Below are 22,188 nucleotides of genomic sequence, written 5' to 3'. Positions count from 1 at the left end.
CTCCGTAATATTCCTATTACACAAAAAAATACCAGAAGCAAAATTCCCATTGCTCCTGGCATCCCTTTTTATTTCGAATAAAAGCTCCACTCCCTTTCATCCACAGGCAGGTCTTCCATCTGATAATTCTCAATCCGGATGAAACTTCCCATCTCGATTTCCTGAATCATACGCTCAATTCCGGAAAGCTCTCCCTGGACTTCCATTTCCACTCTGCCATCCCACAGATTGTCCACCCAGCCGGTAAGATCATTGGCTCTCGCCGCATTTTTGGCACGGTAACGAAATCCAACTCCCTGCACCTGCCCGGAAAAATATATGTGTTTTCTTACTATCGCCATCTTTTGTCACTCCTTATGTACCTTATGATATACGTCAATACCGGCAGATGCAAGAATTTTTATTATTTTCCCTCAAAAATCTGAGCAATCGGGGAATCCGATGACAAAATAACGGTCTTGTTTTCTCCTTGCATAGAAGCTTTCAGTGCTTCAAGACTTCTTACGAAGGAATAAAATTCACTTCTCTCATCTTCCCCATAAGCCTGGGAAAGAATTTTCATATATTCCTGTTCCCCTTCTGCCTTCAAAATCTCAGCCTGCTTCTTCGCATCTGAAATCTGAATGGTCACTTCCTTATCTGTCTTGTTCTGGATTACTTTTGCTTCTGAATCACCTTCTGCTTTATATGTAGCAGCAATATTATCACGCTCTGAGATCATTCTCTCATACACAGCAGCCTTATTATCGTCCGGCAGATCCAGCTGCTTTGTTTCAAATTTAATCAGCTCTATTCCATATTGTTCCATATTATCTCCAATGGCTTCCATCACCATATCCGATAATTCTCCGTCACGGCTTGTGATCACTCTGTCCTGGGAAAGACTGCTGATCACATTTTTTGTGGCATTATATACGGCCGTATTAATTCGGCTCTCGCTGTTTTCCAAAGAAGAGTTCAGAGTCTGTGCAAATTTAAGGGGATCTGTGATTCTCCACAAAACATAGCTGTCACTGATCATGGTTTTCTTGTCCTTGGTAATCACATCAGATGCTTCCAAATCATATAACAACGTTTCCTTTGGTAAAGACTGTGTTCTTTCTATCAATGGAATTTTAAAGCTGATTCCCGGTTCGCAGATCACTCTGTCAACTTTACCAAACTGACGGATCAGCTTGTATTCATTTTGTTGGGTTATAGTTATGGAAGAACCGATTATTACTGCTCCGAGAATGCCTGCTATAAGTGCCGCTTTTTTCATTTTCATAATTTTTTATCCTTTCTATCAGATACTTATCTTAACTTCACTTAGTTTCTTCACTTGTATCTTCTTCTGTTTTCCAGTCTCCGGAAAAAGAATCCAGCGGCAATATCTTTTCCACGCCACTTCCGTTGTCGATCACAATCTTCATACCAGGCAGCACATCTTCCATGGTTTCATAGAACATTCGCATTTTTGTGGTCTCCGGATTCTTCACATATTCCTCATACATTGCATTAAATCTTGCCACCTCAGCTTCTGCCTCATTGATCCTCACCTGTTTTTGTGCCTCCGCATCCTGAATAATCTGGTCTGCCTGGGCCTGCGCTTCGGGAAGCTTTTCGTTCCTGTATTTATTGGCATTGTTAAGCGCCGTTTCCTTTCCCTGTTTCGCAGTTTCCACCTCTTTAAATGCTTTCATCACTTCTTCAGTAGGCGGCTCGGAATCTTGTATTGTTATGTTAACCAACTGAATTCCAAGATCCTGTTCCTCCATCTGATTCAAAATCATCTCTTTGATCTTGCTCTGGATTTCTCCTTTTCCGGTGGTCAGAACCTCATCCACGTTATAGCTTGCTATCACAGTTCGGATACAGCTTTGCGCAATATTTTTTAAAATCTCTTCCGGCTGCTCAGATGTGTAAAGATATTTTACAGGTTCTGAAATTCGATATTCTACAAAGAAATCCACATCAATAAAATTATAATCCGAAGTGATCATGATTCCTTCATTTTCCACCACCTCATTGTTCCCCATACTGTATCCGATTGGAAATCCCTGGATCGTGGTGTTTACCTTCTGCACCTGCTGTACAAAAGGGACTTTGAAATGTAATCCCGTTTCAGTTACTGCCTTTGGCACTCCAAAGGTTGTGAGTACTGCCTGTTCCTGCTCCTGAATCTGGTAAGTTGCATCCAGAGCCAATCCCCCTGCCGCTATAAGCCCGGCAGCACCGATTGCCAGATATTTCATTTTTCCATTTCGCTTATTCATTTTTCTCCTCCATCTCTCTTACTAACAATAGTTGTAAAGCGTTCAAAAAGGGAAAAAAAAGACTTTTATCCCAGGCACTGTTATAATGCCTGAAATAAAAGTCTCGCTGATTATCTCATAATGCGGGTAGTTTCATCTACCGTTCTGACGCATTTATGCACCATTCAGAAAAAATGGATTTCCTTTTATCTCTTCATGGCCGCTACTCCCTTTTCTTTGAGCAGTATCATATCATAAGTATTCATGAAAATCAAGATGTTTTTTTATGTTTTTCAGTTCTTATTAATGCCTTGTTGCTGTTCAGGGGCTAACCCTGTGTTACTGTTCACTGTGTTACTGTTCACTCCGTTCACAGTAACGCGCTTCGCGATGCACAGAAATCATGCATTCGCATGATTTCGCGCCGCAATTCTCGGGTTTTCTGTGAACTTTGTTCACAAAAAACGCCTCGCGGAATGTTACCAGTGAACAGTAACAACCCTGTTTCAAAAAACAGGACAACTTTTCAGAGAATATGGATTTCTTTACATTAGCATGATACAATTAAGAAAGTAAAAAAACGGCACAGCATAGATCATCCGGCTTGCTGATTGGGATACAGTGAAAACAAACAAATTTGCAAACAGAGCAATAGCCAATAGCCTATCTTCTAAACTGTGAGAACGAAAAATTGCCCAAGGAAATAATGGTGGCATTTGAATAACGAGGGAGTGAGATACATGGAACAATTATTGATTATTGAAGATGATATAGGGTTGAATCAGGGTTTAAGTAAAGCACTGAAAGCAGATGACCGTCAGATTATATCCTGCCAAGACCTAAAAACGGCGAAGGAACAGCTGCTTTGCGGCGGTGTATCCCTGATCCTGCTGGATATCAATCTGCCGGATGGCAGTGGGCTTGAGCTGCTCCGTGAGATCAAGGAAAACACGCCCGGGATTCCTGTTATTCTGCTGACTGCCAATGACACCGATCTGGACATCGTAGACGGACTGGAGAGGGGCGCTGATGATTACATTACCAAGCCCTTTTCTCTTTCGGTTTTGCGGGCAAGGGTGAATACCCAACTGCGAAAGCAAGCGTCAAACAAAAAAAATGCGCCGTTCCATATGGATCTATTTCACTTTGACTTTGAGGCTATGACCTTTTATGTGGGAGATTCAAAAGTGGAATTGAGCAAAACAGAACAAAAATTACTGCGTCTGCTTGTTGAAAACCGAGGCCGAACCATGACCCGTGGAGACCTTGTCGACCGGATCTGGACAGATGGCGCAGAATATGTGGATGAAAATGCTTTGTCTGTTACGATCAAGCGTCTGAGGGATAAGCTTGGCGCACAGAAATACATTAAAACCATCTACGGAATCGGTTATAGCTGGGTGACAAAAGATGAATAAAACCGGCATTGTGATCCTGCTGCTGTGTTTTCTGGCGGCGGCAGCTATTGTATTATGGGAGCGGAGAAAGGCCAGAAAAACGATGGAAAAAATCGAAAGGATGCTGGACGCTGCCATGACCGGCTCCTTTTCTGAAACCAATTTTGATGAAAGCCAGCTATCTGCATTGGAAACAAAGTTTGCACACTATCTTTCTGCCGCAGAAGCATCTTCTCAAAATATAGCGCAGGAAAAAGACAAAATCAAATCCTTGATTGCGGACATTTCCCACCAGACGAAAACGCCGATTTCAAACCTGCTGTTATACAGCGAGCTTTTGATGGAGGAAACTCTGCCTGCATCGGCGAAGGCAAATGTGGAGGCACTGTATAAACAATCGGAGAAGCTGCGATTTCTGATCGATTCTCTCGTAAAGCTTTCCAGACTGGAAAACGGGATCATTTCACTCGCCCCCCAGCAAGTAGCGTTGCAGCCTCTGCTTGAAAGCGTAGTAGAACAATATGCCGCCAAGGCTTCTGAAAAAGGTTTGTCTTTGCAACTGCAGGATACCGATACTTTTGCTGTATTCGACTTCAAATGGACAGCGGAAGCGCTGGCTAATATCGTAGACAATGCCATCAAATATACAGAGCATGGCACCATTACTATTTCTGCTGTAAGCTATGAAATGTTTGCAAGGATCGATATATCGGATACCGGTTCAGGCATCCCGGAAAGTGAGCAAGCAAAGATATTTGCCCGTTTTTACCGCTCAAATAGTGTGCAGAAACAAGAAGGGGTCGGCATTGGCTTATACCTTGCCCGACAGATCATATCCGGCGAGGGCGGTTATATCAAGGTTGCTTCCGTTCCGGGAAAAGGAAGTACGTTTTCCATATTTCTGCCGAAATAACAACAATTCTATCAAAACTGTTAGATTTCATTTTCCGCCGGAAAGAATGTGGAAAGATTCCTATGCGATAATCTGTATGTATCAAAGGATCATTTTCTTTCATACATACAGATTTTTTCATGGAGGTACTCATTTATGGAAGTTTTACAGGCAAAAAACCTGAAAAAGATTTATGGCTCCGGCAATAACGCAGTTCATGCGTTGGATGGAGTTGATTTAAGTGTAAAGAAGGGCGAATTTGTTGCAATTGTCGGCACATCCGGCTCCGGCAAATCCACGCTGCTGCACATGCTGGGCGGGCTGGATCGCCCTACAAGCGGCACGGTCATGGTGGACGGACAGGATATTTTCTCCCTGAAGGAGGAAGCCCTGACCATCTTCCGCCGTAGAAAAATTGGCTTTGTGTTCCAAGCATATAATCTTGTTCCGGTGCTGAATGTGTATGAAAATATTGTTCTACCCATTGAGCTGGACGGTGGCAAGGTCAATAAGGATTTCGTACAGCAGATCGTGCAGACGCTTGGACTGAGCGACCGTCTGGATGCGCTGCCCAATCAGCTCTCAGGCGGTCAACAGCAGCGAGTAGCCATTGCCCGTGCGCTGGCGGCAGCACCCGCTATCATTCTGGCAGATGAACCCACCGGCAATCTGGATTCCAAAACCAGCCAGGATGTATTGAGCCTTTTGAAAGTCACCAGTCAAAAGTTCGCCCAGACAATCGTAATGATCACTCACAACGAAGAAATTGCGCAGATGGCAGACCGCATTATCCGTATCGAAGATGGTCGGATCGTCTCCCAGAACTAACGGGAGGTGGCTACGATGAATGTCAAAAATCGAAAATGTATTCGAAAACTCAGCTTAAAATCTCTTTATGCGAACCGTCGTCGCAATCTGATCGCCATTTTTGCCATTGCGCTGACAACGCTGCTATTTACTTCCATGTTCACCATTGTCTTGTCACTGAACGCCAGCTATGAAACCTACCAGTTTCGGCAGGTAGGCGGCTATGCACACGGCACCTTTAAGGATGTTTCCCCCGAGCAGGCGGAACGCATCGCTGCCCACCCAAAGGTGAAGGCTACGGGGGTACGGAAGGTAATCGGTATCGCTGCGGAGGGGGTCTTTGTCAAAATACCGGCAGAGATCAGCTACATGGATGCCAACTGCACTAAATGGAGCTATGCAACCCCTACTATCGGACGGATGCCCGAAAGCGGCAAAGAGGTAGCCATGGATACGGCAGCGTTGCAGCTGCTTGGCGTAACGCCGGAGCTGGGCGCCGAGGTCACGGTTTCCTATTCCATTACGGACAAGGATCAAACCGCCTTTACTGTAACAGATACCTTTACGCTGGTGGGCTATTGGGACTATGATGAACTAATGCCTGTTCATTACATCAACATCAGCCGTGATTACGCAGATGACATCGAAGCGCAGGCAGTGAAAACAGGTTTACAGCCTTTCCGCACCGATTTGAATGTCATGCTGGCCTCCGGCACAAACATTCAAGGGCAGATGGAGCAGGTGGATACCGATCTTGGTTACACATGGGACAGCTATACCGATCCCAACAGCGTCCGAATCGGCGTCAATTGGGGATATACCTCATCCCAGCTGGAGTCACAGCTCGATCCAGAGCTGATGGTCGCCATAGCAGCTTTTTTGCTGCTGGTGATTTTCACGGGGTATCTTATCATCTATAACATTTTTCAGATCTCTGTTGCAGGGGATATCCGGTTTTACGGACTTCTGAAAACCATTGGCACAACGCCCCGGCAGCTCAAACGCATCATTCGCCAGCAGGCACTTCTGCTTTGTCTGATCGGCATTCCGGCGGGGCTGCTGCTGGGCTATGGCATCGGCGCTGTTTTGGTTCCTGTTGTCTTGCGCTCCACCCAGTTGGATGCGGGCATCACAACTATCAGCACATCGCCTGTGATCTTCCTTGGTTCTATGCTGTTCGCCTTGTTGACGGTGCTCTTGTCCTGTTCCAAGCCCGGAAAAATGGCAGCTAAGGTCTCTCCGGTGGAGGCTACCAAATATACGGATGCAATGCAGACCAAGAAAAAACAACGCAGCACCCGGGGAGCCAAGCTCCATCAGATGGCCTTTGCCAATTTGGGACGAAACAAGAAAAAGACGGTGCTGGTGGTGGTGTCTCTGGCACTGTCGGTGACGCTGTTCAATGCACTGTGTGCCTTTGTGGGCGGCTTCAGCATGGAGAAGTATGTATCCTTCATGACCTGCGCCGATTTTATCGTCAGCACGCCCGACTATTTCCGTTACAACCCGGCAGATGAATTCATCACGCCAGAACAAATCGAAGAGATCGCAGCAAACACAAAGGCCAATCTTTCCGGCACGGGATATGCTGTGCGAAAACCCGCATACCTGTGGATGACGGAGGATGCTCTGCGGCAGGACTATGCAAGGTACGAAAGTGCTGAGCAGTTGGACAGCCATATGAGCCGTCTGGAGCACCGGGGCAATATGGTGATGGGAGATACCAGAATCGAGGCTCTGGATAACAGTCTGTTTGACAAGCTGCAAGTGCTCGACGGAGATATTTCTCCTATGCTGGAGCCAAACAATAACGCTATTGCCATTGCGGTTTCTTTGGATGATTACGGCAATCTGCTCAATCCTGAATACTACCCCAAGGTGGGGGACACGATTACCGCTACCTATGCGGATGATGTGAAATATATCGACAGCCGCACCGGGGAACTCCGCACCGAAGATACACCGGAGGAGTACTTTCAGGCAAAATTGTATGGAGCCAGAGATGTAGAGTACACGGTCTGCGCCTTGGTAGAACTTCCGAATTCCATGAGTTATCGTTATGGTGGTATTGGATATGACGCAGTTTTGTCTGTGGACACCGCACAGAGGGACAGCGGTGGTGCAGCCATTCCGATGCTCTACCTGTTCGACACAGCGGACGAAGTTGACGAGGCCGAAGCAGAGCAATATCTATCGAAGCTCACTGCCGGTGAGTTTTCGCCCTTGATGTATGAAAGCAAGGCCACGGCTCGCTCTGAATTTGCTCAATTCCGGCAGATGTTCCTTCTGATAGGTGGTATCCTCTGTGCTATCATTGGGCTGGTGGGACTCTTAAATTTCTTCAACGCCATGATGACCGGTATTCTTTCCCGCCGCCGTGAATTTGCTGTGCTTCAGGCTGTAGGAATGACGAACCGGCAGCTCAAAACCATGCTGATCTACGAGGGGTTGTTTTACGCAATGTCTTCTGTAGCGGCGGCCTTTATTCTGTCGCTGGCGGTGGGACCTCTTGCGAGAAAAATGCTGGGCAGTATGTTCTGGTTCTTTGAGTATCGATTCACCATTCTGCCTGTCCTACTGACAATTCCGGTATTTCTTCTGCTGGGGTGGCTGATTCCTTGCATGATGTATGACAACGCAGCGAAATGCAGTGTTGTAGAGCAATTAAGGGATGCTCAATAACTGTTAAGCAAAAAACGGCCCTCTGCCAATGAAAAGGCAGAGGGCTGAAAATCTATGGGTTTATATTCCGTCACAGTTTTTAAATAGGTTTCGGGGTTTCGTTCAAAACAAGACAACCGTCTCGTGTATTGCACTCCCGCAATCCTGGTATCTTATAAAAACTTCCACGCTTCCACATCAAAAACGCCTCTTGGTGTAATTCGGATCTGCGGAATAACCGGCAAAGCCATAAAGGACAGCGTAATAAACGGATCATGACCGTCTTTCACACCCATTTCATGAGCTTTATGGATCATTCGCCCAAGAGTCTCATTGTCTTTCTCAAAACCATTATCACTCATCAGTCCCATTACAGGAAGGGCAAGAGTGTCAAATACTTTATGACTCTCTACGATCGTATAGCCTCCCTGAGTACGCATCAGTTCCCGCACAGCAAGCTCCATGTCCTCATCATTATCTCCGATCACAATAATATTATGGGAATCATGGGATACACTGGACGCAATTGCTCCACCGCGGATACCAAAACCACCGATCACGCCGCAGCCGATTTTCCCTGTCATCTTATGACGCTCTACAACTGCAATCTTCTGATAATCGTCATCGGACTGGAATTTGCAGGGACCATTCCCTGCGTTCAGAGTTCCCTTTCTGGTAGTAATCTGTCCTTCTTCTGCCAGAATCACCGGAAAGATTCCATCTGCAGACTCCAGCTGAAATGCCTCTCTGGAAAATTCAGCCACATGCACTGTATTTTTCAATTCAGGGGCACACGGCTTTATAACAATCTTTGCATTTTTATCTACCAATTGCCCTTTAAAGTACACATCTTCTATGGTCACACTGGCAAGATCCGAAAGAACCAAAAGATCTGCCTGTCTGCCGGGTGCCACTGCCCCCTTGTCTTTCAGTCCATAACAATTAGCTGCATTGATGGTTGCCATCTTAATAGCGGACACCGGATTCATGCCAAGGCGGATAGCTTTTCGCACGTTATGGTCAATATGCCCTTCCCGCTGGATATCCTCAATATGCTTGTCATCTGTGCAGAAGCAGAATCCGTCACCATTCATATGTCTCTGCACCAGACCGCCAACAAGCGCCTCCAGATTTCGGGCAGCGCTGCCTTCCCTTACAAGAATGGTAAGACCGTTCCGCCGTTCTCGCATGGCATAATCAAAGAAGCTGCACTCATGGTCCGTAGCAATCCCTGCCATGGCATATGCCTGAAGATCCCCCTCTTCCAGAAACGGAGCGTGGCCATCACGGATTCTGCCTTCAAACAGCTCCAGCTTGTCATGCATGCTTTTCTCGCCCTGTACCACAGAAATGCTGTCCATTACTTCTCCAAGTCCAAGAATCCGGCTGTTATGAAGATAAGGAGCCATATCTTCAGCAGTAAGAGTACATCCATTATCATCAATGGAAGTAGCCGGAACACAGGAAGGCATCATTACGTATACGTTGGCTTTTACATTCTCTGTCTGATCCAGAATATAATCAACTCCTGCCAGACCGGACACATTGGCTGATTCATGGGGATCCACAATAAAAGTGGTAGTTCCATGTCTGGAGGCAACCGTTACCAGTTCAGCCGGTGTAACCAGTGTAGATTCCAGGTGAAGATGGCTGTCAATAAATCCCGGACATACATATCTGCCAGCCAGATCACGTTCTTCTTTCCCATGGAAGCTTCCAATTCCTGCTATAATCCCATCCTGTATGGCAATGTCTCCGCGGATGATCTCTTCCGTAAAAACATTCACAATCCTCGCATCCTTCAATACCAGGTCTGCCTTTTCCAAACCTCTTGCAATTCTGGAATACTGCTGATATTTTTCCAAATTCATATATATCCTCCTTTCATTTGTCAAATAATATTTATTGTACGCAAAAATATTTTGATTATTATTTATGATAGTAACACTTGTACAGTGAAATTTCAATGTAAATTTCAAAACATCCAGAAAAGACAAAAAACACCAGAGATGATTTTTACTTTTAAATCACCTCCGGTGTTTCCATCAATTCTGCAGCATTGTTTTCATTTCCGACAGGATAGCCTTATCTCCATAATTTTCCCGGAATTTCACTTGCCATAATTATTTATCGTCTCCTGTAAGACGCAGAATATCCCTGATCTCATCCACATTCATATCGAGAATAACCGCCAGCTCATCAATGGTAAAACGGTTCTCCCCGTCATCGTCCGTCAGATCCTTCACTGCCGATTCCAGTTTCTCCACCTTCGTTACCAGACAATCATCCTGGAATTTCTGCTGTGTCTGCTCCTCAATGGCAGCGATGATTCCCTTGCGAAGCTGAAGACGTAGCCAAGCATCATCTTTACGTTCTGTCTCCGGGTCGGAAAGAGCCGTAAGCAGCACCACATTCGCCTCCTGAATCAAATCTGCAAGTTGAATCTCTGTACAGTTCATATCTGCGGCCATATTTGCCGCTACCGGCAGATAAATGCTGGTAAGAGCTGCCTCTGCAATGGCATCCCCATCTGCCAGATTCTCAAACAGTGTGTGAAGCATCTCCGGACTTACTTCCTTACCGTTGCTTACCTCTGCCAGGTAATCCTTCAGATATGCTTCTTCCTCTGAAGTAAGCGGGGTGCTGGTTCCTTTTGACTCCGGTTCCGTCTCACCCACTTCCTCTGTCTCCACCGGGGCAGTGTCTCCCTCTATCATAATTCCCTGCAGTTTCAGATACTGCAGTACCTTTAACATCTGACTGGTCTCAAGATCAGTACTTGCAAAATGCTCCCGAATCTGCTCATGCGTCAGCATATTTCCATTCTGCTTTCCAAGCTCACAAATATTCCTTAATTTCTCCTGAAACTGAATAACGTCCATATTATTCCTCCATGCTTCTTCGTTGTGTAAACTATAACAAATCCGTCCTGTAAAATCAAGGCATTACTGTTCACTCCGTTCACAGTAACGCGCTTCGCGATGCACAAAAAGACGAACCTTCTTGTGACAAGCACAAGAAGTAGCGTTTGCTGCGCAAACTTAACTCTCGGGTTTTCTGTGAACTTTGTTCACCAAAAACACCTCACGGAACGTTACCAGTGAACAGCAACAAACAGATTAAAAAAATGACCCAGATCTAATTTTCATCTCGAAAATCCGATCCAGATCATTCCTCATTTCCTGCGGATGACAGGACTTGAACCTGCACGTCGTAAACACCAGAACCTAAATCTGGCGCGTCTGCCAATTCCGCCACATCCGCATATATATTATTTAAAAAACCGGAATGCCCTAATCATAAGGCTTCCGGTTCTCATTCGCAAGTGAAGCATCGGGGATTCGAACCCCGGACAACTTGATTAAAAGTCAAGTGCTCTACCAACTGAGCTAATGCTCCATATAGGACTGGGCTAGCTGGATTCGAACCAGCGAATGCAGCAGTCAAAGTGCTGTGCCTTACCGCTTGGCGATAGCCCAAAGGCAAAGGGTGGATACAGGGATTCGAACCCTGGGCCTCCAGAGCCACAATCTGGCGCGCTAACCAACTGCGCTATACCCACCACAGCGTGTCAGAAGGGATTCGAACCCCCGACCCACGGCTTAGAAGGCCGTTGCTCTATCCAGCTGAGCTACTGACACATATCTCTCTTCATCAGAGAAGCGGGTGATGGGAATCGAACCCACGTATCTAGCTTGGAAGGCTAGTGTTCTACCATTGAACTACACCCGCATTTACGCTGAAACGGTAATGTTGTTACAGCAGTCGGGGTGACAAGATTCGAACTTGCGGCCTCCTGGTCCCAAACCAGGCGCTCTAGCCAAACTGAGCCACACCCCGATGTCTTACAACATCATTTCTATGAAGTTGTCGTTCCTTGTGCTCTCAAGAATTTCTTTTCTCTCGCTCAAGGCAAGAGTTATTATATTATATGGTCTCCCATTTGTCAACACCTTTTTTATAAATTTTTATATTTTTTTCGAAAAAAGATGTAATTTCCGAAAACCCGCTAAAAATGCGGGTTTTCAGGCCCTCCACCACCTGCATTTTTCTCTTTTTCGACTATTTTCAAAAAAATATTTCAAAAAACATTTCATTTCCACAGTCAAACATACAAGTATTTTTCAGTTACAAATACCGAATTTCAATTTCCGGCTCTTCCCCTTTATACAGCTCCATCACCGCATAACTTGGTCTGCGGCCTTCCTGTCTCGGAAAAGAAAGGCTTCCCGGATTGATCACCAGTACACCATTTTTCTTCTCCACCACTGGCTTATGGGTATGTCCAAAGCAAACAATCTCACAGCCTCTGGCTGCCGCCTCTTCCGAAACCCCATAAAGATCCATGGACACACCATAATTGTGCCCATGAGTCACCATGATCTTATGTCCTTCCAGCAAAATCTCATCCTCTCTTGGAAGATCACTGAAAAAATCATTATTTCCTGCCACAATGGTACAGGGACATTCTGCCAGCGCTTCAATAAAAAATTCCCTGCCCTCCACGTCGCCGCAATGAATCAGATAGTCAAAGGGTTGCTCCAAAGCTACTGCCATCTCCAGTGACTCATCTCTCCCATGAGTATCACTGACAACCAGCACCTTCATCGTAATTCTTCCTTTATTGCCTGCAAAGCTTTTCCTCTGTGGCTGATTTTATTTTTTTCTTCCATAGACAGCTCTGCAGATGTACAGCCATATTCCGGCAGGAAAAAGATAGGATCATAGCCAAATCCATTGGCACCCTTTTCCTCATATCCAATACGGCCTTCCATGGTTCCACGCACAGTTTCCACTCTTCCGTCTGGAAAGGCAGCTGCAATAGCGCAGACAAAACGGGCTGTACGCTGCTCATCCGGCACGCCATCCAGTCTCTGGATCAAATTTGCATTCTTAATATGATAGTCTGTATTCTCGCCCATATAACGAGCAGAATAAACTCCCGGCTCTTTATTCAGATAATCAATCTCAAGCCCCGAGTCATCTGCAAGTACAATTTCGCCATCACTGGTAAGCTTGCTGATGGCAGTCGCCTTGATCACTGCGTTTTCCTCAAAGGTTTTGCCATCTTCCACAATATCAGCCTGAATCCCGGCTTCTTTCATAGATACCACTTCTGCATCCAGATCTGCCAGGATTTTACGGATTTCTTTCATTTTATCTGCATTTCCTGTTGCAAAAATTATCTTCTTCATTTATCAGTGCCCTCTTTCTTTTCCTGTGCCGCACGTCTTGGAGGCTTTGGTCCCAGGAACTGGTAAAAATATGTTTTCAGCATTCCGTTATAGATTTTACGGTTCTTATCCGCCTTGCGTCCAATGTCATTCTCAGCTTTGTCATAAGAAGTGATCAGGTACATAGACCACTTATCCAGGCCGCGGTAGCTCTCACCGATCTCGCGGTAAAGCTGCGGCAAAGCTGCTTTTTCTTCCAGACGCTCACCATAAGGTGGATTCGTAATAATAAATCCGTAAGGCTTCGGGTGATGAAGCTCCTTCACAGGACGCTGCTGAAAATGGATCAGGCTTTCTACCCCTGCCATTTTTGCATTTGCCCTGGCTGCCTTCAGTGCCTCAGCATCTATGTCATAGCCCTGAATATCTGTCTCGATTTTCAGATTTACTCTGTCCTGAGCCTCTTCTACAGCCTCATACCAGCATCTTCTCGGCACAACCTGCTTCCAGTCCTCGGCAAGGAAAGAACGGTTCATACCCGGTGCAATATCTGCAGCCATCATAGCTGCCTCGATTGGAAAAGTACCGCTTCCGCAAAAGGGATCCACAAGACTTCTGTCCTTTTTCCACGGAGTTAACATAATCAATGCGCTGGCAAGAGTCTCTGTAATAGGTGCCTTCACGGTCATCTGACGATACCCTCTCTTATGAAGAGAAACACCGGAAGTATCGATTCCAATAGTTGCAACATCCTTCATAAACGCCACACGGATAGGAAAACTTGCTCCATCCTCCGGGAACCAGGACACATTGTATACGCCCTTCAGACGCTCTACAATGGCTTTTTTCATAATAGACTGGATATCAGACGGGCTGAACAGCTTACTCTTCACTGAATTGGCTTTCGCAATCCAGAATTTGCCATCTGCTGGAATGTAACGTTCCCATGGCAAAGCTTTCGTTGCCTCAAAAAGCTCATCAAATGTCTCAGCTTTCACTTCCGCAATCTTCAGAAGAATACGCTCTGTAGTGCGCAGAAAAACATTGGCATCTGCAATTCCCTGGGCATCTGCCAGGAAAGTAACCTTGCCATCCTCCACCTTGCTGATCTCATATCCCAGATCCAGTATTTCTCTTTTCAAAACCGCTTCCAGGCCAAAATGGCAGGGAGCGATCAGTTCAAATCTTTCTGTACTCATTCACCGTTTTTCCCTTCTTAAAGAACTATGCTTTTTACAATATTCCCGTCAAAATCCATGATGGAAAAAACACCGTCCTCAAGCACTGCATAGGTAGGCGGATTTCCTTCTTTCGGAATGGATACGGAACCCGGATTCAAAAGAATGTATCCCTCCATCTGCTCTGCTTTCAGCACATGGGTATGACCATGGATCAAAATATCTCCCTCGCATAAGGGCGGCAGGTTATTCTGATTATAAACATGTCCATGAGTCGCATAAAACGTCTTGCCGTCAATTGCCAGAATGCAGTAATCTGCCATCACCGGAAACTCCAGAACCATCTGATCCACTTCTGCCTCACAGTTACCGCGCACAGCATAAATTTTGTCTTTCATGGCATTCAGCATGGGAATTACCTGCTTAGGTGCATATTCTTTTGGCAGATCATTTCTTGGTCCGTGATAAAGCAGATCGCCCAGCAGAACCAGGCGCTCTGCCCCTTCTTTCTCAAAAGCATCCAGCATTTTCCTGCAATAGTAAGCAGAACCATGGATGTCAGAAGCAAACATATATTTCATAAACTTGGTTTCTCCTCTGTTTTTAGTGTTCGAATTGTCTCTCTCCTTTTCGATTTACATAACTTCATGAAAAGGACATTTTTCTTCTTTACATTATCATGCCTTGATGGAAATTACAAGATAGTACTCTTTTGAATTTTTTCTCATATATCGCATATCAGATTTCTCCCTCTGTACTCCTTCATTCCCCCGATCACCGTTTTTGTCTTATATCCATTTCGCGCCAGAATCCTGGCCGCCTGAAGACTTGCCCCGCCCCGGTCGCAATACAGCACCAGTATTTTCCCTTTTGGAAAATCATATGTCTGCATTTCTTCAAACTTCTCATATGGCACATTTACCGCTCCCCTTATATGTCCGTTATGATACTCTTTTGCATCTCTTAAATCTATGATAAAGGAATCCTTCCGTCCAACATAATAATCCAGCATTTTTCCGGAAATCGGCTCTACAGGAAACATGGAAAATCCCCTTTTTTATCAGTATATCCGCAAATACAAAAAAGGTGCCAAAATGCACCTTTTTTAAGTATTGCTTTTCGCAACCTCCGCAGGGGACTTACTTGATTCGGTTAAATATGAAACAAGATCAGAAATCCGTTGTACATCTGCGGACTATTTCGCATGGAACACACACATTCTTTTCAATTTGTATTTCTCTCTCAAGAAGGTCTATCATCCGTTCCACTGTCTTTTTGCACATCACGCCCAGCTTACTGTCCACCGATGTAAGCTCAGGATCACTGCTGATTGCAAGAATTGAGTTATTATATCCGACGACCGCCAGTTCCTCAGGAATCGCCAGTCCCTTAATCTTTGCATACTTTACTGCTCCGATTGCAATTCCATCCTCCGTTGCAAGGACGCTGTCGAAATCGAGGGTCCGGTTGTATTCAAGCAGCATATCCCGCGTATATTCAATGTCATTTTTGGTCTTGAATTTCAGATTTCCACGAATGGGATATCCGGCATCCTGCAATGCAGCTTCGTATCCCGCCATTTTCTGCCTGGCACTGTAGGATTCTGAATCATACATAAAAAGAATTTTCTCTTTTCCTCTCCGAATAAAGGCTTTCGTCACTTCATAAGTAGCCTGAAAATCATCCGCATAGGTGCAGTAAATATTATCGCCTGAAACCTTTGCGTTAATCATAAATATGGAAACCTGTTCCGCTGCCTCCCGAATATAATCTGTGTCAGATTCATCTTTACCATTTCCTGCATATGTAGAACCAACCAGTATCAGCGTGTCTATTTTCTTAGACAAAAGGAGTCTGACATAATCCTCCTTTTCTTCCTGTTTAAATCCGCTGCAGCCAAGAATACAGTCATATCCATGAGCATGAAGATTTTGCTCCAGATAAGATACTGCTTTTGCCATATAGATATCGTCAATATTTGGACAGATGATTCCTACTGTTTTCATCGACCCAAGACCAAGGCCTCTGGCAAACGCATTCGGCGTGTATTCATTTTCTTTCATAACCGCAAGAACCTTTTCTTTTGTCTTCGGGCTGACTTTCGGACTGTTATTGACCACTCTGGATACTGTTGCGATGGAAACATTTGCCAGCTTTGCAATATCATATATATTCACTATCGTTCTCCTGTTCGTTCTGGTAATAATAGAAAATAAGCTTTCTGATATCAATCATTTTACAGGTCAAACCCAAAATAGTCTACTGCATTATTGTATGAAATTCCACACACGATTTCCTTTAAAGTCTTATAATCAGCCGGATATTCTCCATTTTCCACCCATCCGCCAATAAGCTCGCAAAGAATTCTGCGGAAATACTCATGTCTGGTATAGGACAAAAAGCTTCTTGAATCAGTAAGCATGCCAACAAAGTTTGCAAGCAGTCCCAGATTTGCAAGTGATGTCATCTGTGCGATCATACCTGTTTTGTGATCGTTGAACCACCATGCACTTCCCTGCTGAATTTTACCTGCTGCCTCTGTTCCCTGGAAGCAGCCAAGGATTGTTCCAATTGCTTCATTGTCATTGGGATTCAGGGAGTACAGGATTGTCTTTGGAAGTTCATTTGATGCGATCAGAGAATTCAGGAAATCTGCTGTCTGAGCACTTGGCGCATAGTTATTGATGCAGTCATATCCGGTATCCGGTCCGAGCTGCTCATACATAAATGCATTGTTGTCTCTCTTGCATCCATAATGGATCTGCATTACCCAGTTCTTTTTATGATATTCTTTTCCAACAAACTGCATAAAAGCTGTCTTGAAGATCATTTCTTCTTCTCTTGAAATGCTTTCGCCATTCAGTCTCTTTTTAAAGATCTCATTTACTTTTTCTTCTGCTGCAGGCGCATACATAACATATTCCAGTGCATGGTCAGATACGCTGCATCCCATCTGTGCAAAGAATTCCATTCTCTTAAGAAGGGCTTCTTTCAGATCTGCGAAATCAGCAATTTCAACGCCACTGACCTGTGAAAGCTTTTTCATGTATTCCGGATATTCCGGTTTTTCCAGATTCATTGCCTTGTCCGGACGCCATGCAGGAAGCACTTTCACCTCAAAGCTGTCATCCTCTGCAAGAACTTTATGCCATTTCAGATCATCTACCGGATCATCTGTTGTGCAGATTAATTTTACATTGGACTTGCGGATAATGTTTCTTACAGACATATCATCTTCCTGAAGCTTTTTGTTGCACAGGTTCCACACTTCTTCAGCTGTATCTCCGTTCAGATATCCTGTATATCCGAAATATCTCTGCAATTCCAGATGGCTCCAGTGATAGAGCGGATTTCCGATTGCTTTCCCAAGAGTTTCTGCCCATTTCTGGAATTTTTCACGATCACTGGCACCACCTGTAATGTAGTACTCATCTACTCCATTTGATCTCATCTGACGCCATTTATAATGATCGCCACCAAGCCACACCTGGGTAATATTCTCAAACTTACGATCCTCTGCAATTTCCTGGGGATTGATATGGCAATGGTAATCTACAATTGGCATTGTCTCTGCATACTCATGAAATAACTTTTTTGAAGTTTCTGTTGAAAGTAAAAAATCTTTGTCCATAAATGCTTTCATAAAATAATTCTCCTCTCCTTTCTATCCGTTTCAGCAAAATGTAAGGTCTTACATTTTATTTACAGTATACGACAAATAAGTATCATTTTCAATTCACGAAGTATTTGCAGAACAGACAAATTTTCGCACTACACATTGTGTATTTTTACCATTTTCAGCTTTTTTTCCATTTCCTATTGACGTTCCCGTTTTGTTGATGTAATTTGTATGTAAGCTCTTACATACATTATTTTCACATAAAGGAGGTTGTTGATTTCTTGAAATCTTTTATTAAAATTAATCCTTCAGATAATGTAGCCGTTGCGCTTCAGCCTCTGGCGAAAGGCACTGTGATCAAACTTGATAACTCCACACTCACTCTTACAGAAGAAATCATGCAGGGACACAAGTTTGCATTAAAAAGTCTCAAGCCTGGTGATTCCATTATTAAATATGGTAATCCCATTGGACGTGCAACCGCAGAAATTCCTGCAGGTTCCTGGATTCATACTCACAATTTAAAAACAGGGCTGGGAGATCTTCTTACTTATACATATAACAAAACTATCACAGAGCTTCCACACCGGGAGCCAAAGTTCTTCCAGGGCTATCGCAGAAAAAACGGTGGTGTTGGTGTACGCAATGAAATCTGGATCATTCCTACAGTAGGCTGCGTTAACAATGTGGCATCTGCTATTGAACGAGCCACACAGAAGTACATGACAGACCAGATTGATGGTGTCTGTGCTTTTCCACATCCTTACGGATGTTCCCAGATGGGTGATGATCAGAATAACACACGTCAGATTCTTGCTGATTTAGTGAACCATCCTAATGCAGGCGGTGTTCTGGTTCTTGGACTTGGCTGCGAAAACAGCAACATCGATGAATTAAAGAAATTTATCGGGGACTATGATCCTGAGCGTGTACGTTTTCTCGTTGCCCAGGAATGCGAAGACGAGATCCGTGATGGTATTGAAACTGTCAAAGAACTGATTTCCTATGCATCCTCATTTAAACGAGAACCAATCCGTGCATCTGAACTGATAATCGGTATGAAATGCGGCGGCTCTGATGGTTTGTCCGGAATCACGGCAAACCCTACTGTTGGTGCATTTTCTGACAAACTGATTTCTATGGGAGGATCTACAATTCTTACAGAAGTTCCTGAAATGTTCGGTGCTGAAGAATTACTTATGAACCGCTGCGAGACAGAAGATCTGTTCAACCAGACAGTTGCCCTTGTCAACGATTTCAAAAACTATTTTAAAAGTCACAACCAGACCATTTATGAAAATCCTTCTCCTGGAAACAAAAAAGGCGGTATTTCCAGTCTGGAAGATAAATCTCTCGGATGTACGCAAAAATCCGGAAGTGCACCTGTCATGGGAGTTCTTTCTTATGGAGAACCTGTAAAGGAAAAAGGATTAAACCTGCTGAGTGCACCTGGCAATGATCTTGTCGCCTCTACTGCCCTTGCTGCATCCGGTGCACACATTGTACTTTTTACCACCGGACGCGGAACACCATTTGCAAGTCCTGTACCTACAGTAAAAATCTCCACAAATAACCAGCTTGCAAAAAAGAAGCAGAACTGGATTGATTTCAACTGTGGAGTCATGGTAAATGATACTCCTCTTGATGAGCTTTCAGAAAATCTTCTGGATTTTGTCCTTGAGATTGCATCCGGAAAGAAATCAAAATCCGAAGAAGCAGGTTTCCATGATATGGAAATCTTCAAACAGGGCGTTACTTTATAAAATATAAATCGAATTGCGGAAGCAGCGTAGCTGCGTAGCAATCCGGATATCAAATGAGTGTCAAAAGACCTTTTAACACTCATATCATTATATATGAGGAAAAATGAAAATGAAAAAATTATCTTATGCTGTTTTAAAAGAACAGGGCTATGATGGATACCTTCTTGAATCAGCGCCGGAACGTGTACTTCAGTTTGGTGAAGGAAACTTCCTCCGTGCATTTGTAGATTATTTTATAGATGAGTTAAACGAAAAAGCCGGATTCAACTCCAAAGTTGTTCTGTGCCAGCCAATCGCTCCAGATCTCGATGACAGGTTCAACGAACAAGAGGGTCTTTATACCTTATTTCTCCGTGGATTCCAGGATGGCAAAAAAATAGATAAAAAGCGTGTTATCTCCTGTGTAAGCCGTTGTCTCAATCCATATAAGGATTTTGAAGCAGTTCTCGCATGTGCAGATAACCCGGACCTCCGTTTTATCGCATGTAATACAACAGAAGCCGGAATTACTTATGATTCTTCCTGTCAGTTTACTGATGTTCCGGCTGGCAGCTATCCTGGAAAACTTACTCAATTTATGTATCGCCGTTTCCAGAAATTCGGTCAGGAAGCCGGCAAAGGATTTATCATTCTTTCCTGTGAGCTGATCGATGATAATGGAAAAGAGCTTGAAAAATGTGTATTAAAATATGCAAAGCAGTGGAATCTTGGTGAAGACTTTATCAACTGGATCAAAGCTGAAAACATCTTCTGCTCTACACTTGTAGACCGTATTGTAACAGGTTATCCAAGAAATGAAGCTGCTGCAATCTGTGAAGAACTTGGCTATAAAGATAACCTGATCGACACAGGTGAAATCTTCGGCTTCTGGGTAATCGAAGGACCTCAGTCAATCAAAGACGAATTCCCGGTTGACAAAGCGAACCTTCCAATCCTGATCACAGACAATCACAAACCATACAAGCAGAGAAAAGTACGTATCTTAAATGGTGCTCATACCTCCTTTGTACTGGGTGCTTACCTTGCAGGACAGGATATTGTCAGAGACTGCATGAACGACGATGTGATCTGTGGATTTATGAACAAAACTATTTATGATGAGATCATCCCTACTCTGGACCTTCCAAAAGCAGAGCTCAAAGATTTTGCCGCTGCTGTTACAGAACGTTTCAAAAACCCATTTATCGATCACGCTCTTCTTTCCATTTCTCTGAACTCTACATCCAAATGGAAAGCACGTGTTATGCCGTCACTCAAAAAATATGTTGAACGCAAAGGTACACTTCCTGCATGCATCACAGCTTCTTTCGCCTTCTACATTGCATTCTATAACGGATATGCTATGAGCGAAGACGGACTTACAGCCAAAAGAGCAGCTAATGAATACACTGTAAAAGATGACAAAGCAGTTCTCGAATTCTACCTTGCACATAAAGATGATTCCGCAGCGGATCTTGTTCATGCAGTCTGCACCAATACTTCCTTCTGGGGCGAAGATCTGACACAGATTTCCGGATTTGAAGCAGCTGTATGCAATTACTTAACTCAGATCCGTGAAAATGGTGCGTATGAAGTAATGAAAGCACTGGCTTAAATATATTACTGAATCATAAGTTCTTTCCATGATTGAAAGCGACGGTGCAGGACGCGTGCAACGTTAGAGCGTGTCTGAAAAAGGCTCTGGATTTTCTTCCGCATTGCTCATCAAAAACCTCCGGCATACATTAAACCTCCCAACATGGGCGCAGAGTCAACAGACCCTGCGCCCTTTCTTAAAATATTTTAATATCTGGAAGTAGTATCTTCCCCAGACTCGTAAGAATTACGACTCTTGTTTTTGCTGCTGTTTTTTGAGTAAGAATTCTTGCAATCCTGAGAATTCATCTCATTTTCATAAGATCTGTTTGTTGAATTTTTGTTGTTCTTGTTTTCAGACTCATAATTTTTTGCCATTTGAGTATTCCTCCTGTTGAATGCCGCTGTTCGCGTTCTGTTCCGCACCCAGCAGCTGTTTTCAGATTACTTTGTGTATTGTAACCAATTGCAGAAAGAATATTCATCAAAATGATATTGCTTTTTTTTCCAATTTATATTATAATTGGCTTTGTAAAAGAATTTACCCTTCAAAAATTTTTTTACATAACCCCTTATTTAATTATTTATACTCCCCTCGAAATACCCGGTAGCTCCCCTACCGGGTGTTTCTCTTTGGATTTATGCGGGTTTGCGGGGTTTTGGGGTACACCGTTCTTGTAATATTTCTGTAACATTTACCCTCCGTACCCAAAATATACCCAAGATTGCATTTCAAGTACCCAAATCAGTTTCCTCCGACGCAAAAATGAGGGCAGCTTTTAACCACCCTCACTCAAATTCTTCAAAAACAGTGGTACTATGTCAAGATTTAGTACAAGTTAAAATGAGGTTTTCCCCATCTTAACTTGCCATTGGCTCTTCGTTCTG

Annotated in this window: 19 protein-coding genes and 7 tRNA genes; 6 read left to right on the top strand and 20 right to left on the bottom strand. The window is 44.0% G+C overall.

The genetic code is table 11. The annotated features are described in order from the left end of the window. Window positions 1–68 precede the first annotated feature (68 nt). From ACESTK_RS11710 to hflK, 3 genes are all read right to left on the bottom strand, one after another. Complete coding sequence (locus ACESTK_RS11710) at window positions 69–341, bottom strand: acylphosphatase (RefSeq protein WP_118579773.1); 273 nt, start codon at window positions 339–341, stop codon at window positions 69–71. 62 nt (window positions 342–403) lie between these two features. Continuing rightward, window positions 404–1,267, bottom strand: coding sequence for a protease modulator HflC (gene hflC / locus ACESTK_RS11705; RefSeq protein WP_118579775.1), 864 nt, complete (start codon window positions 1,265–1,267; stop codon window positions 404–406). Window positions 1,268–1,304: 37 nt separating this feature from the next. Beyond that, window positions 1,305–2,255 carry an FtsH protease activity modulator HflK gene (hflK, locus tag ACESTK_RS11700; RefSeq protein ID WP_204453834.1) on the bottom strand — a complete coding sequence of 317 codons (951 nt, stop codon included), beginning with the start codon at window positions 2,253–2,255 and terminating at the stop codon, window positions 1,305–1,307. A gap of 719 nt (window positions 2,256–2,974) precedes the next feature. Between hflK and ACESTK_RS11695 the strand changes: the two genes are divergently transcribed. The 4 genes from ACESTK_RS11695 (at window position 2,975) to ACESTK_RS11680 (ending at window position 8,012) form a co-directional block, all read left to right on the top strand. Then, the gene (locus ACESTK_RS11695) at window positions 2,975–3,652 is read left to right on the top strand and encodes a response regulator transcription factor (protein ID WP_270413517.1); all 678 of its coding nucleotides are present in this window, start codon (window positions 2,975–2,977) and stop codon (window positions 3,650–3,652) included. Further along, window positions 3,645–4,544, top strand: coding sequence for a sensor histidine kinase (locus ACESTK_RS11690; RefSeq protein WP_373119805.1), 900 nt, complete (start codon window positions 3,645–3,647; stop codon window positions 4,542–4,544). Before ACESTK_RS11695 ends, ACESTK_RS11690 begins: the two co-directional genes overlap by 8 nt. 135 nt (window positions 4,545–4,679) lie before the next feature. Next, on the top strand, window positions 4,680–5,351 hold the full coding sequence (locus ACESTK_RS11685) for an ABC transporter ATP-binding protein (protein ID WP_118579787.1): 672 nt from the start codon (window positions 4,680–4,682) through the stop codon (window positions 5,349–5,351). 15 nt (window positions 5,352–5,366) lie between these two features. Further along, window positions 5,367–8,012 carry an ABC transporter permease gene (locus ACESTK_RS11680; RefSeq protein ID WP_373119804.1) on the top strand — a complete coding sequence of 882 codons (2,646 nt, stop codon included), beginning with the start codon at window positions 5,367–5,369 and terminating at the stop codon, window positions 8,010–8,012. 152 nt (window positions 8,013–8,164) lie between these two features. On the opposite strand, the gene ade is transcribed toward ACESTK_RS11680, so the two are convergent. From ade to uxaC, 16 genes are all read right to left on the bottom strand, one after another. After that, the gene (gene ade, locus ACESTK_RS11675) at window positions 8,165–9,862 is read right to left on the bottom strand and encodes an adenine deaminase (protein ID WP_373119802.1); all 1,698 of its coding nucleotides are present in this window, start codon (window positions 9,860–9,862) and stop codon (window positions 8,165–8,167) included. A 252-nt stretch (window positions 9,863–10,114) separates the two neighbouring features. Then, a complete protein-coding gene (locus ACESTK_RS11670) occupies window positions 10,115–10,873 on the bottom strand; it encodes an RNA polymerase sigma factor region1.1 domain-containing protein (RefSeq protein ID WP_195379512.1) in 759 nt (252 codons plus the stop codon). 301 nt (window positions 10,874–11,174) lie between these two features. Beyond that, window positions 11,175–11,255, bottom strand: a tRNA-Leu gene (locus ACESTK_RS11665). 62 nt (window positions 11,256–11,317) lie between these two features. Then, a tRNA-Lys gene (locus tag ACESTK_RS11660) sits at window positions 11,318–11,390 on the bottom strand. An 8-nt stretch (window positions 11,391–11,398) separates the two neighbouring features. Next, window positions 11,399–11,470, bottom strand: a tRNA-Gln gene (locus tag ACESTK_RS11655). Between the two features lie 9 nt (window positions 11,471–11,479). Beyond that, window positions 11,480–11,553: transfer RNA gene (locus ACESTK_RS11650), tRNA-His, on the bottom strand. 5 nt (window positions 11,554–11,558) lie between these two features. Continuing rightward, window positions 11,559–11,632: transfer RNA gene (locus ACESTK_RS11645), tRNA-Arg, on the bottom strand. Window positions 11,633–11,652: 20 nt separating this feature from the next. Then, a tRNA-Gly gene (locus ACESTK_RS11640) sits at window positions 11,653–11,723 on the bottom strand. A gap of 33 nt (window positions 11,724–11,756) precedes the next feature. Beyond that, window positions 11,757–11,831 (bottom strand) — tRNA-Pro (locus ACESTK_RS11635). Window positions 11,832–12,119: 288 nt separating this feature from the next. Beyond that, window positions 12,120–12,599, bottom strand: coding sequence for a metallophosphoesterase (locus ACESTK_RS11630; protein ID WP_148461758.1), 480 nt, complete (start codon window positions 12,597–12,599; stop codon window positions 12,120–12,122). After that, window positions 12,596–13,186 (bottom strand): XTP/dITP diphosphatase, encoded by a 591-nt coding sequence (locus ACESTK_RS11625; protein ID WP_118579802.1) that lies wholly within the window; start codon window positions 13,184–13,186, stop codon window positions 12,596–12,598. The genes ACESTK_RS11630 and ACESTK_RS11625 overlap by 4 nt, the downstream gene beginning before the upstream one ends. Continuing rightward, the gene (locus ACESTK_RS11620) at window positions 13,183–14,364 is read right to left on the bottom strand and encodes a class I SAM-dependent RNA methyltransferase (RefSeq protein WP_148461759.1); all 1,182 of its coding nucleotides are present in this window, start codon (window positions 14,362–14,364) and stop codon (window positions 13,183–13,185) included. The genes ACESTK_RS11625 and ACESTK_RS11620 overlap by 4 nt, the downstream gene beginning before the upstream one ends. Window positions 14,365–14,381: 17 nt before the next feature. Next, window positions 14,382–14,924 carry a phosphodiesterase gene (yfcE, locus tag ACESTK_RS11615; protein WP_294424296.1) on the bottom strand — a complete coding sequence of 181 codons (543 nt, stop codon included), beginning with the start codon at window positions 14,922–14,924 and terminating at the stop codon, window positions 14,382–14,384. Window positions 14,925–15,067: 143 nt separating this feature from the next. Beyond that, the gene (locus tag ACESTK_RS11610; RefSeq protein WP_195477704.1) at window positions 15,068–15,385 is read right to left on the bottom strand and encodes a rhodanese-like domain-containing protein; all 318 of its coding nucleotides are present in this window, start codon (window positions 15,383–15,385) and stop codon (window positions 15,068–15,070) included. Window positions 15,386–15,512: 127 nt separating this feature from the next. Continuing rightward, entirely contained in the window at window positions 15,513–16,520 is a 1,008-nt protein-coding gene (locus ACESTK_RS11605) for a LacI family DNA-binding transcriptional regulator (RefSeq protein WP_118579814.1), read from the bottom strand. A 59-nt stretch (window positions 16,521–16,579) separates the two neighbouring features. Further along, window positions 16,580–17,986, bottom strand: coding sequence for a glucuronate isomerase (gene uxaC, locus ACESTK_RS11600; RefSeq protein WP_173716169.1), 1,407 nt, complete (start codon window positions 17,984–17,986; stop codon window positions 16,580–16,582). Window positions 17,987–18,243: 257 nt separating this feature from the next. Between uxaC and ACESTK_RS11595 the strand changes: the two genes are divergently transcribed. Together ACESTK_RS11595 and ACESTK_RS11590 are read left to right on the top strand one after the other, a co-directional pair. Beyond that, window positions 18,244–19,725: a UxaA family hydrolase gene (locus ACESTK_RS11595; protein ID WP_373119800.1), complete on the top strand. Its 1,482-nt coding sequence runs from the start codon at window positions 18,244–18,246 to the stop codon at window positions 19,723–19,725. Between the two features lie 109 nt (window positions 19,726–19,834). Further along, window positions 19,835–21,319 carry a tagaturonate reductase gene (locus ACESTK_RS11590; protein WP_373119799.1) on the top strand — a complete coding sequence of 495 codons (1,485 nt, stop codon included), beginning with the start codon at window positions 19,835–19,837 and terminating at the stop codon, window positions 21,317–21,319. A 188-nt stretch (window positions 21,320–21,507) separates the two neighbouring features. On the opposite strand, the gene ACESTK_RS11585 is transcribed toward ACESTK_RS11590, so the two are convergent. Continuing rightward, a complete protein-coding gene (locus tag ACESTK_RS11585; protein WP_373119797.1) occupies window positions 21,508–21,678 on the bottom strand; it encodes a hypothetical protein in 171 nt (56 codons plus the stop codon). Window positions 21,679–22,188: the final 510 nt, after the last annotated feature.

Origin of the sequence: Ruminococcus sp. Marseille-P328, from assembly GCF_964249465.1 — a bacterium.
Taxonomy (GTDB): Bacteria; Bacillota; Clostridia; order Lachnospirales; family Lachnospiraceae; genus Blautia_A; species Blautia_A faecis.
Note: the sequence above shows the minus strand (reverse complement) of the source record. Positions and strands in the feature narration are given on the sequence as shown.

What these genes read in the sequence shown, in the direction of transcription:
- ACESTK_RS11630 (WP_148461758.1), bottom strand. Translation starts at nt 12,599, where the DNA reads ATGAAGGTGCTGGTTGTCAGTGATACTCATGGGAGAGATGAGTCACTG.
- uxaC (WP_173716169.1), bottom strand. Translation starts at nt 17,986, where the DNA reads ATGAAAGCATTTATGGACAAAGATTTTTTACTTTCAACAGAAACTTCA.
- ACESTK_RS11695 (WP_270413517.1), top strand. Translation starts at nt 2,975, where the DNA reads ATGGAACAATTATTGATTATTGAAGATGATATAGGGTTGAATCAGGGT.
- ACESTK_RS11620 (WP_148461759.1), bottom strand. Translation starts at nt 14,364, where the DNA reads ATGAGTACAGAAAGATTTGAACTGATCGCTCCCTGCCATTTTGGCCTG.
- ACESTK_RS11670 (WP_195379512.1), bottom strand. Translation starts at nt 10,873, where the DNA reads ATGGACGTTATTCAGTTTCAGGAGAAATTAAGGAATATTTGTGAGCTT.
- yfcE (WP_294424296.1), bottom strand. Translation starts at nt 14,924, where the DNA reads ATGAAATATATGTTTGCTTCTGACATCCATGGTTCTGCTTACTATTGC.
- ACESTK_RS11590 (WP_373119799.1), top strand. Translation starts at nt 19,835, where the DNA reads ATGAAAAAATTATCTTATGCTGTTTTAAAAGAACAGGGCTATGATGGA.
- hflK (WP_204453834.1), bottom strand. Translation starts at nt 2,255, where the DNA reads ATGAATAAGCGAAATGGAAAAATGAAATATCTGGCAATCGGTGCTGCC.
- ACESTK_RS11710 (WP_118579773.1), bottom strand. Translation starts at nt 341, where the DNA reads ATGGCGATAGTAAGAAAACACATATATTTTTCCGGGCAGGTGCAGGGA.
- hflC (WP_118579775.1), bottom strand. Translation starts at nt 1,267, where the DNA reads ATGAAAATGAAAAAAGCGGCACTTATAGCAGGCATTCTCGGAGCAGTA.
- ACESTK_RS11680 (WP_373119804.1), top strand. Translation starts at nt 5,367, where the DNA reads ATGAATGTCAAAAATCGAAAATGTATTCGAAAACTCAGCTTAAAATCT.
- ACESTK_RS11585 (WP_373119797.1), bottom strand. Translation starts at nt 21,678, where the DNA reads ATGGCAAAAAATTATGAGTCTGAAAACAAGAACAACAAAAATTCAACA.
- ACESTK_RS11610 (WP_195477704.1), bottom strand. Translation starts at nt 15,385, where the DNA reads ATGTTTCCTGTAGAGCCGATTTCCGGAAAAATGCTGGATTATTATGTT.
- ACESTK_RS11625 (WP_118579802.1), bottom strand. Translation starts at nt 13,186, where the DNA reads ATGAAGAAGATAATTTTTGCAACAGGAAATGCAGATAAAATGAAAGAA.
- ade (WP_373119802.1), bottom strand. Translation starts at nt 9,862, where the DNA reads ATGAATTTGGAAAAATATCAGCAGTATTCCAGAATTGCAAGAGGTTTG.
- ACESTK_RS11685 (WP_118579787.1), top strand. Translation starts at nt 4,680, where the DNA reads ATGGAAGTTTTACAGGCAAAAAACCTGAAAAAGATTTATGGCTCCGGC.
- ACESTK_RS11690 (WP_373119805.1), top strand. Translation starts at nt 3,645, where the DNA reads ATGAATAAAACCGGCATTGTGATCCTGCTGCTGTGTTTTCTGGCGGCG.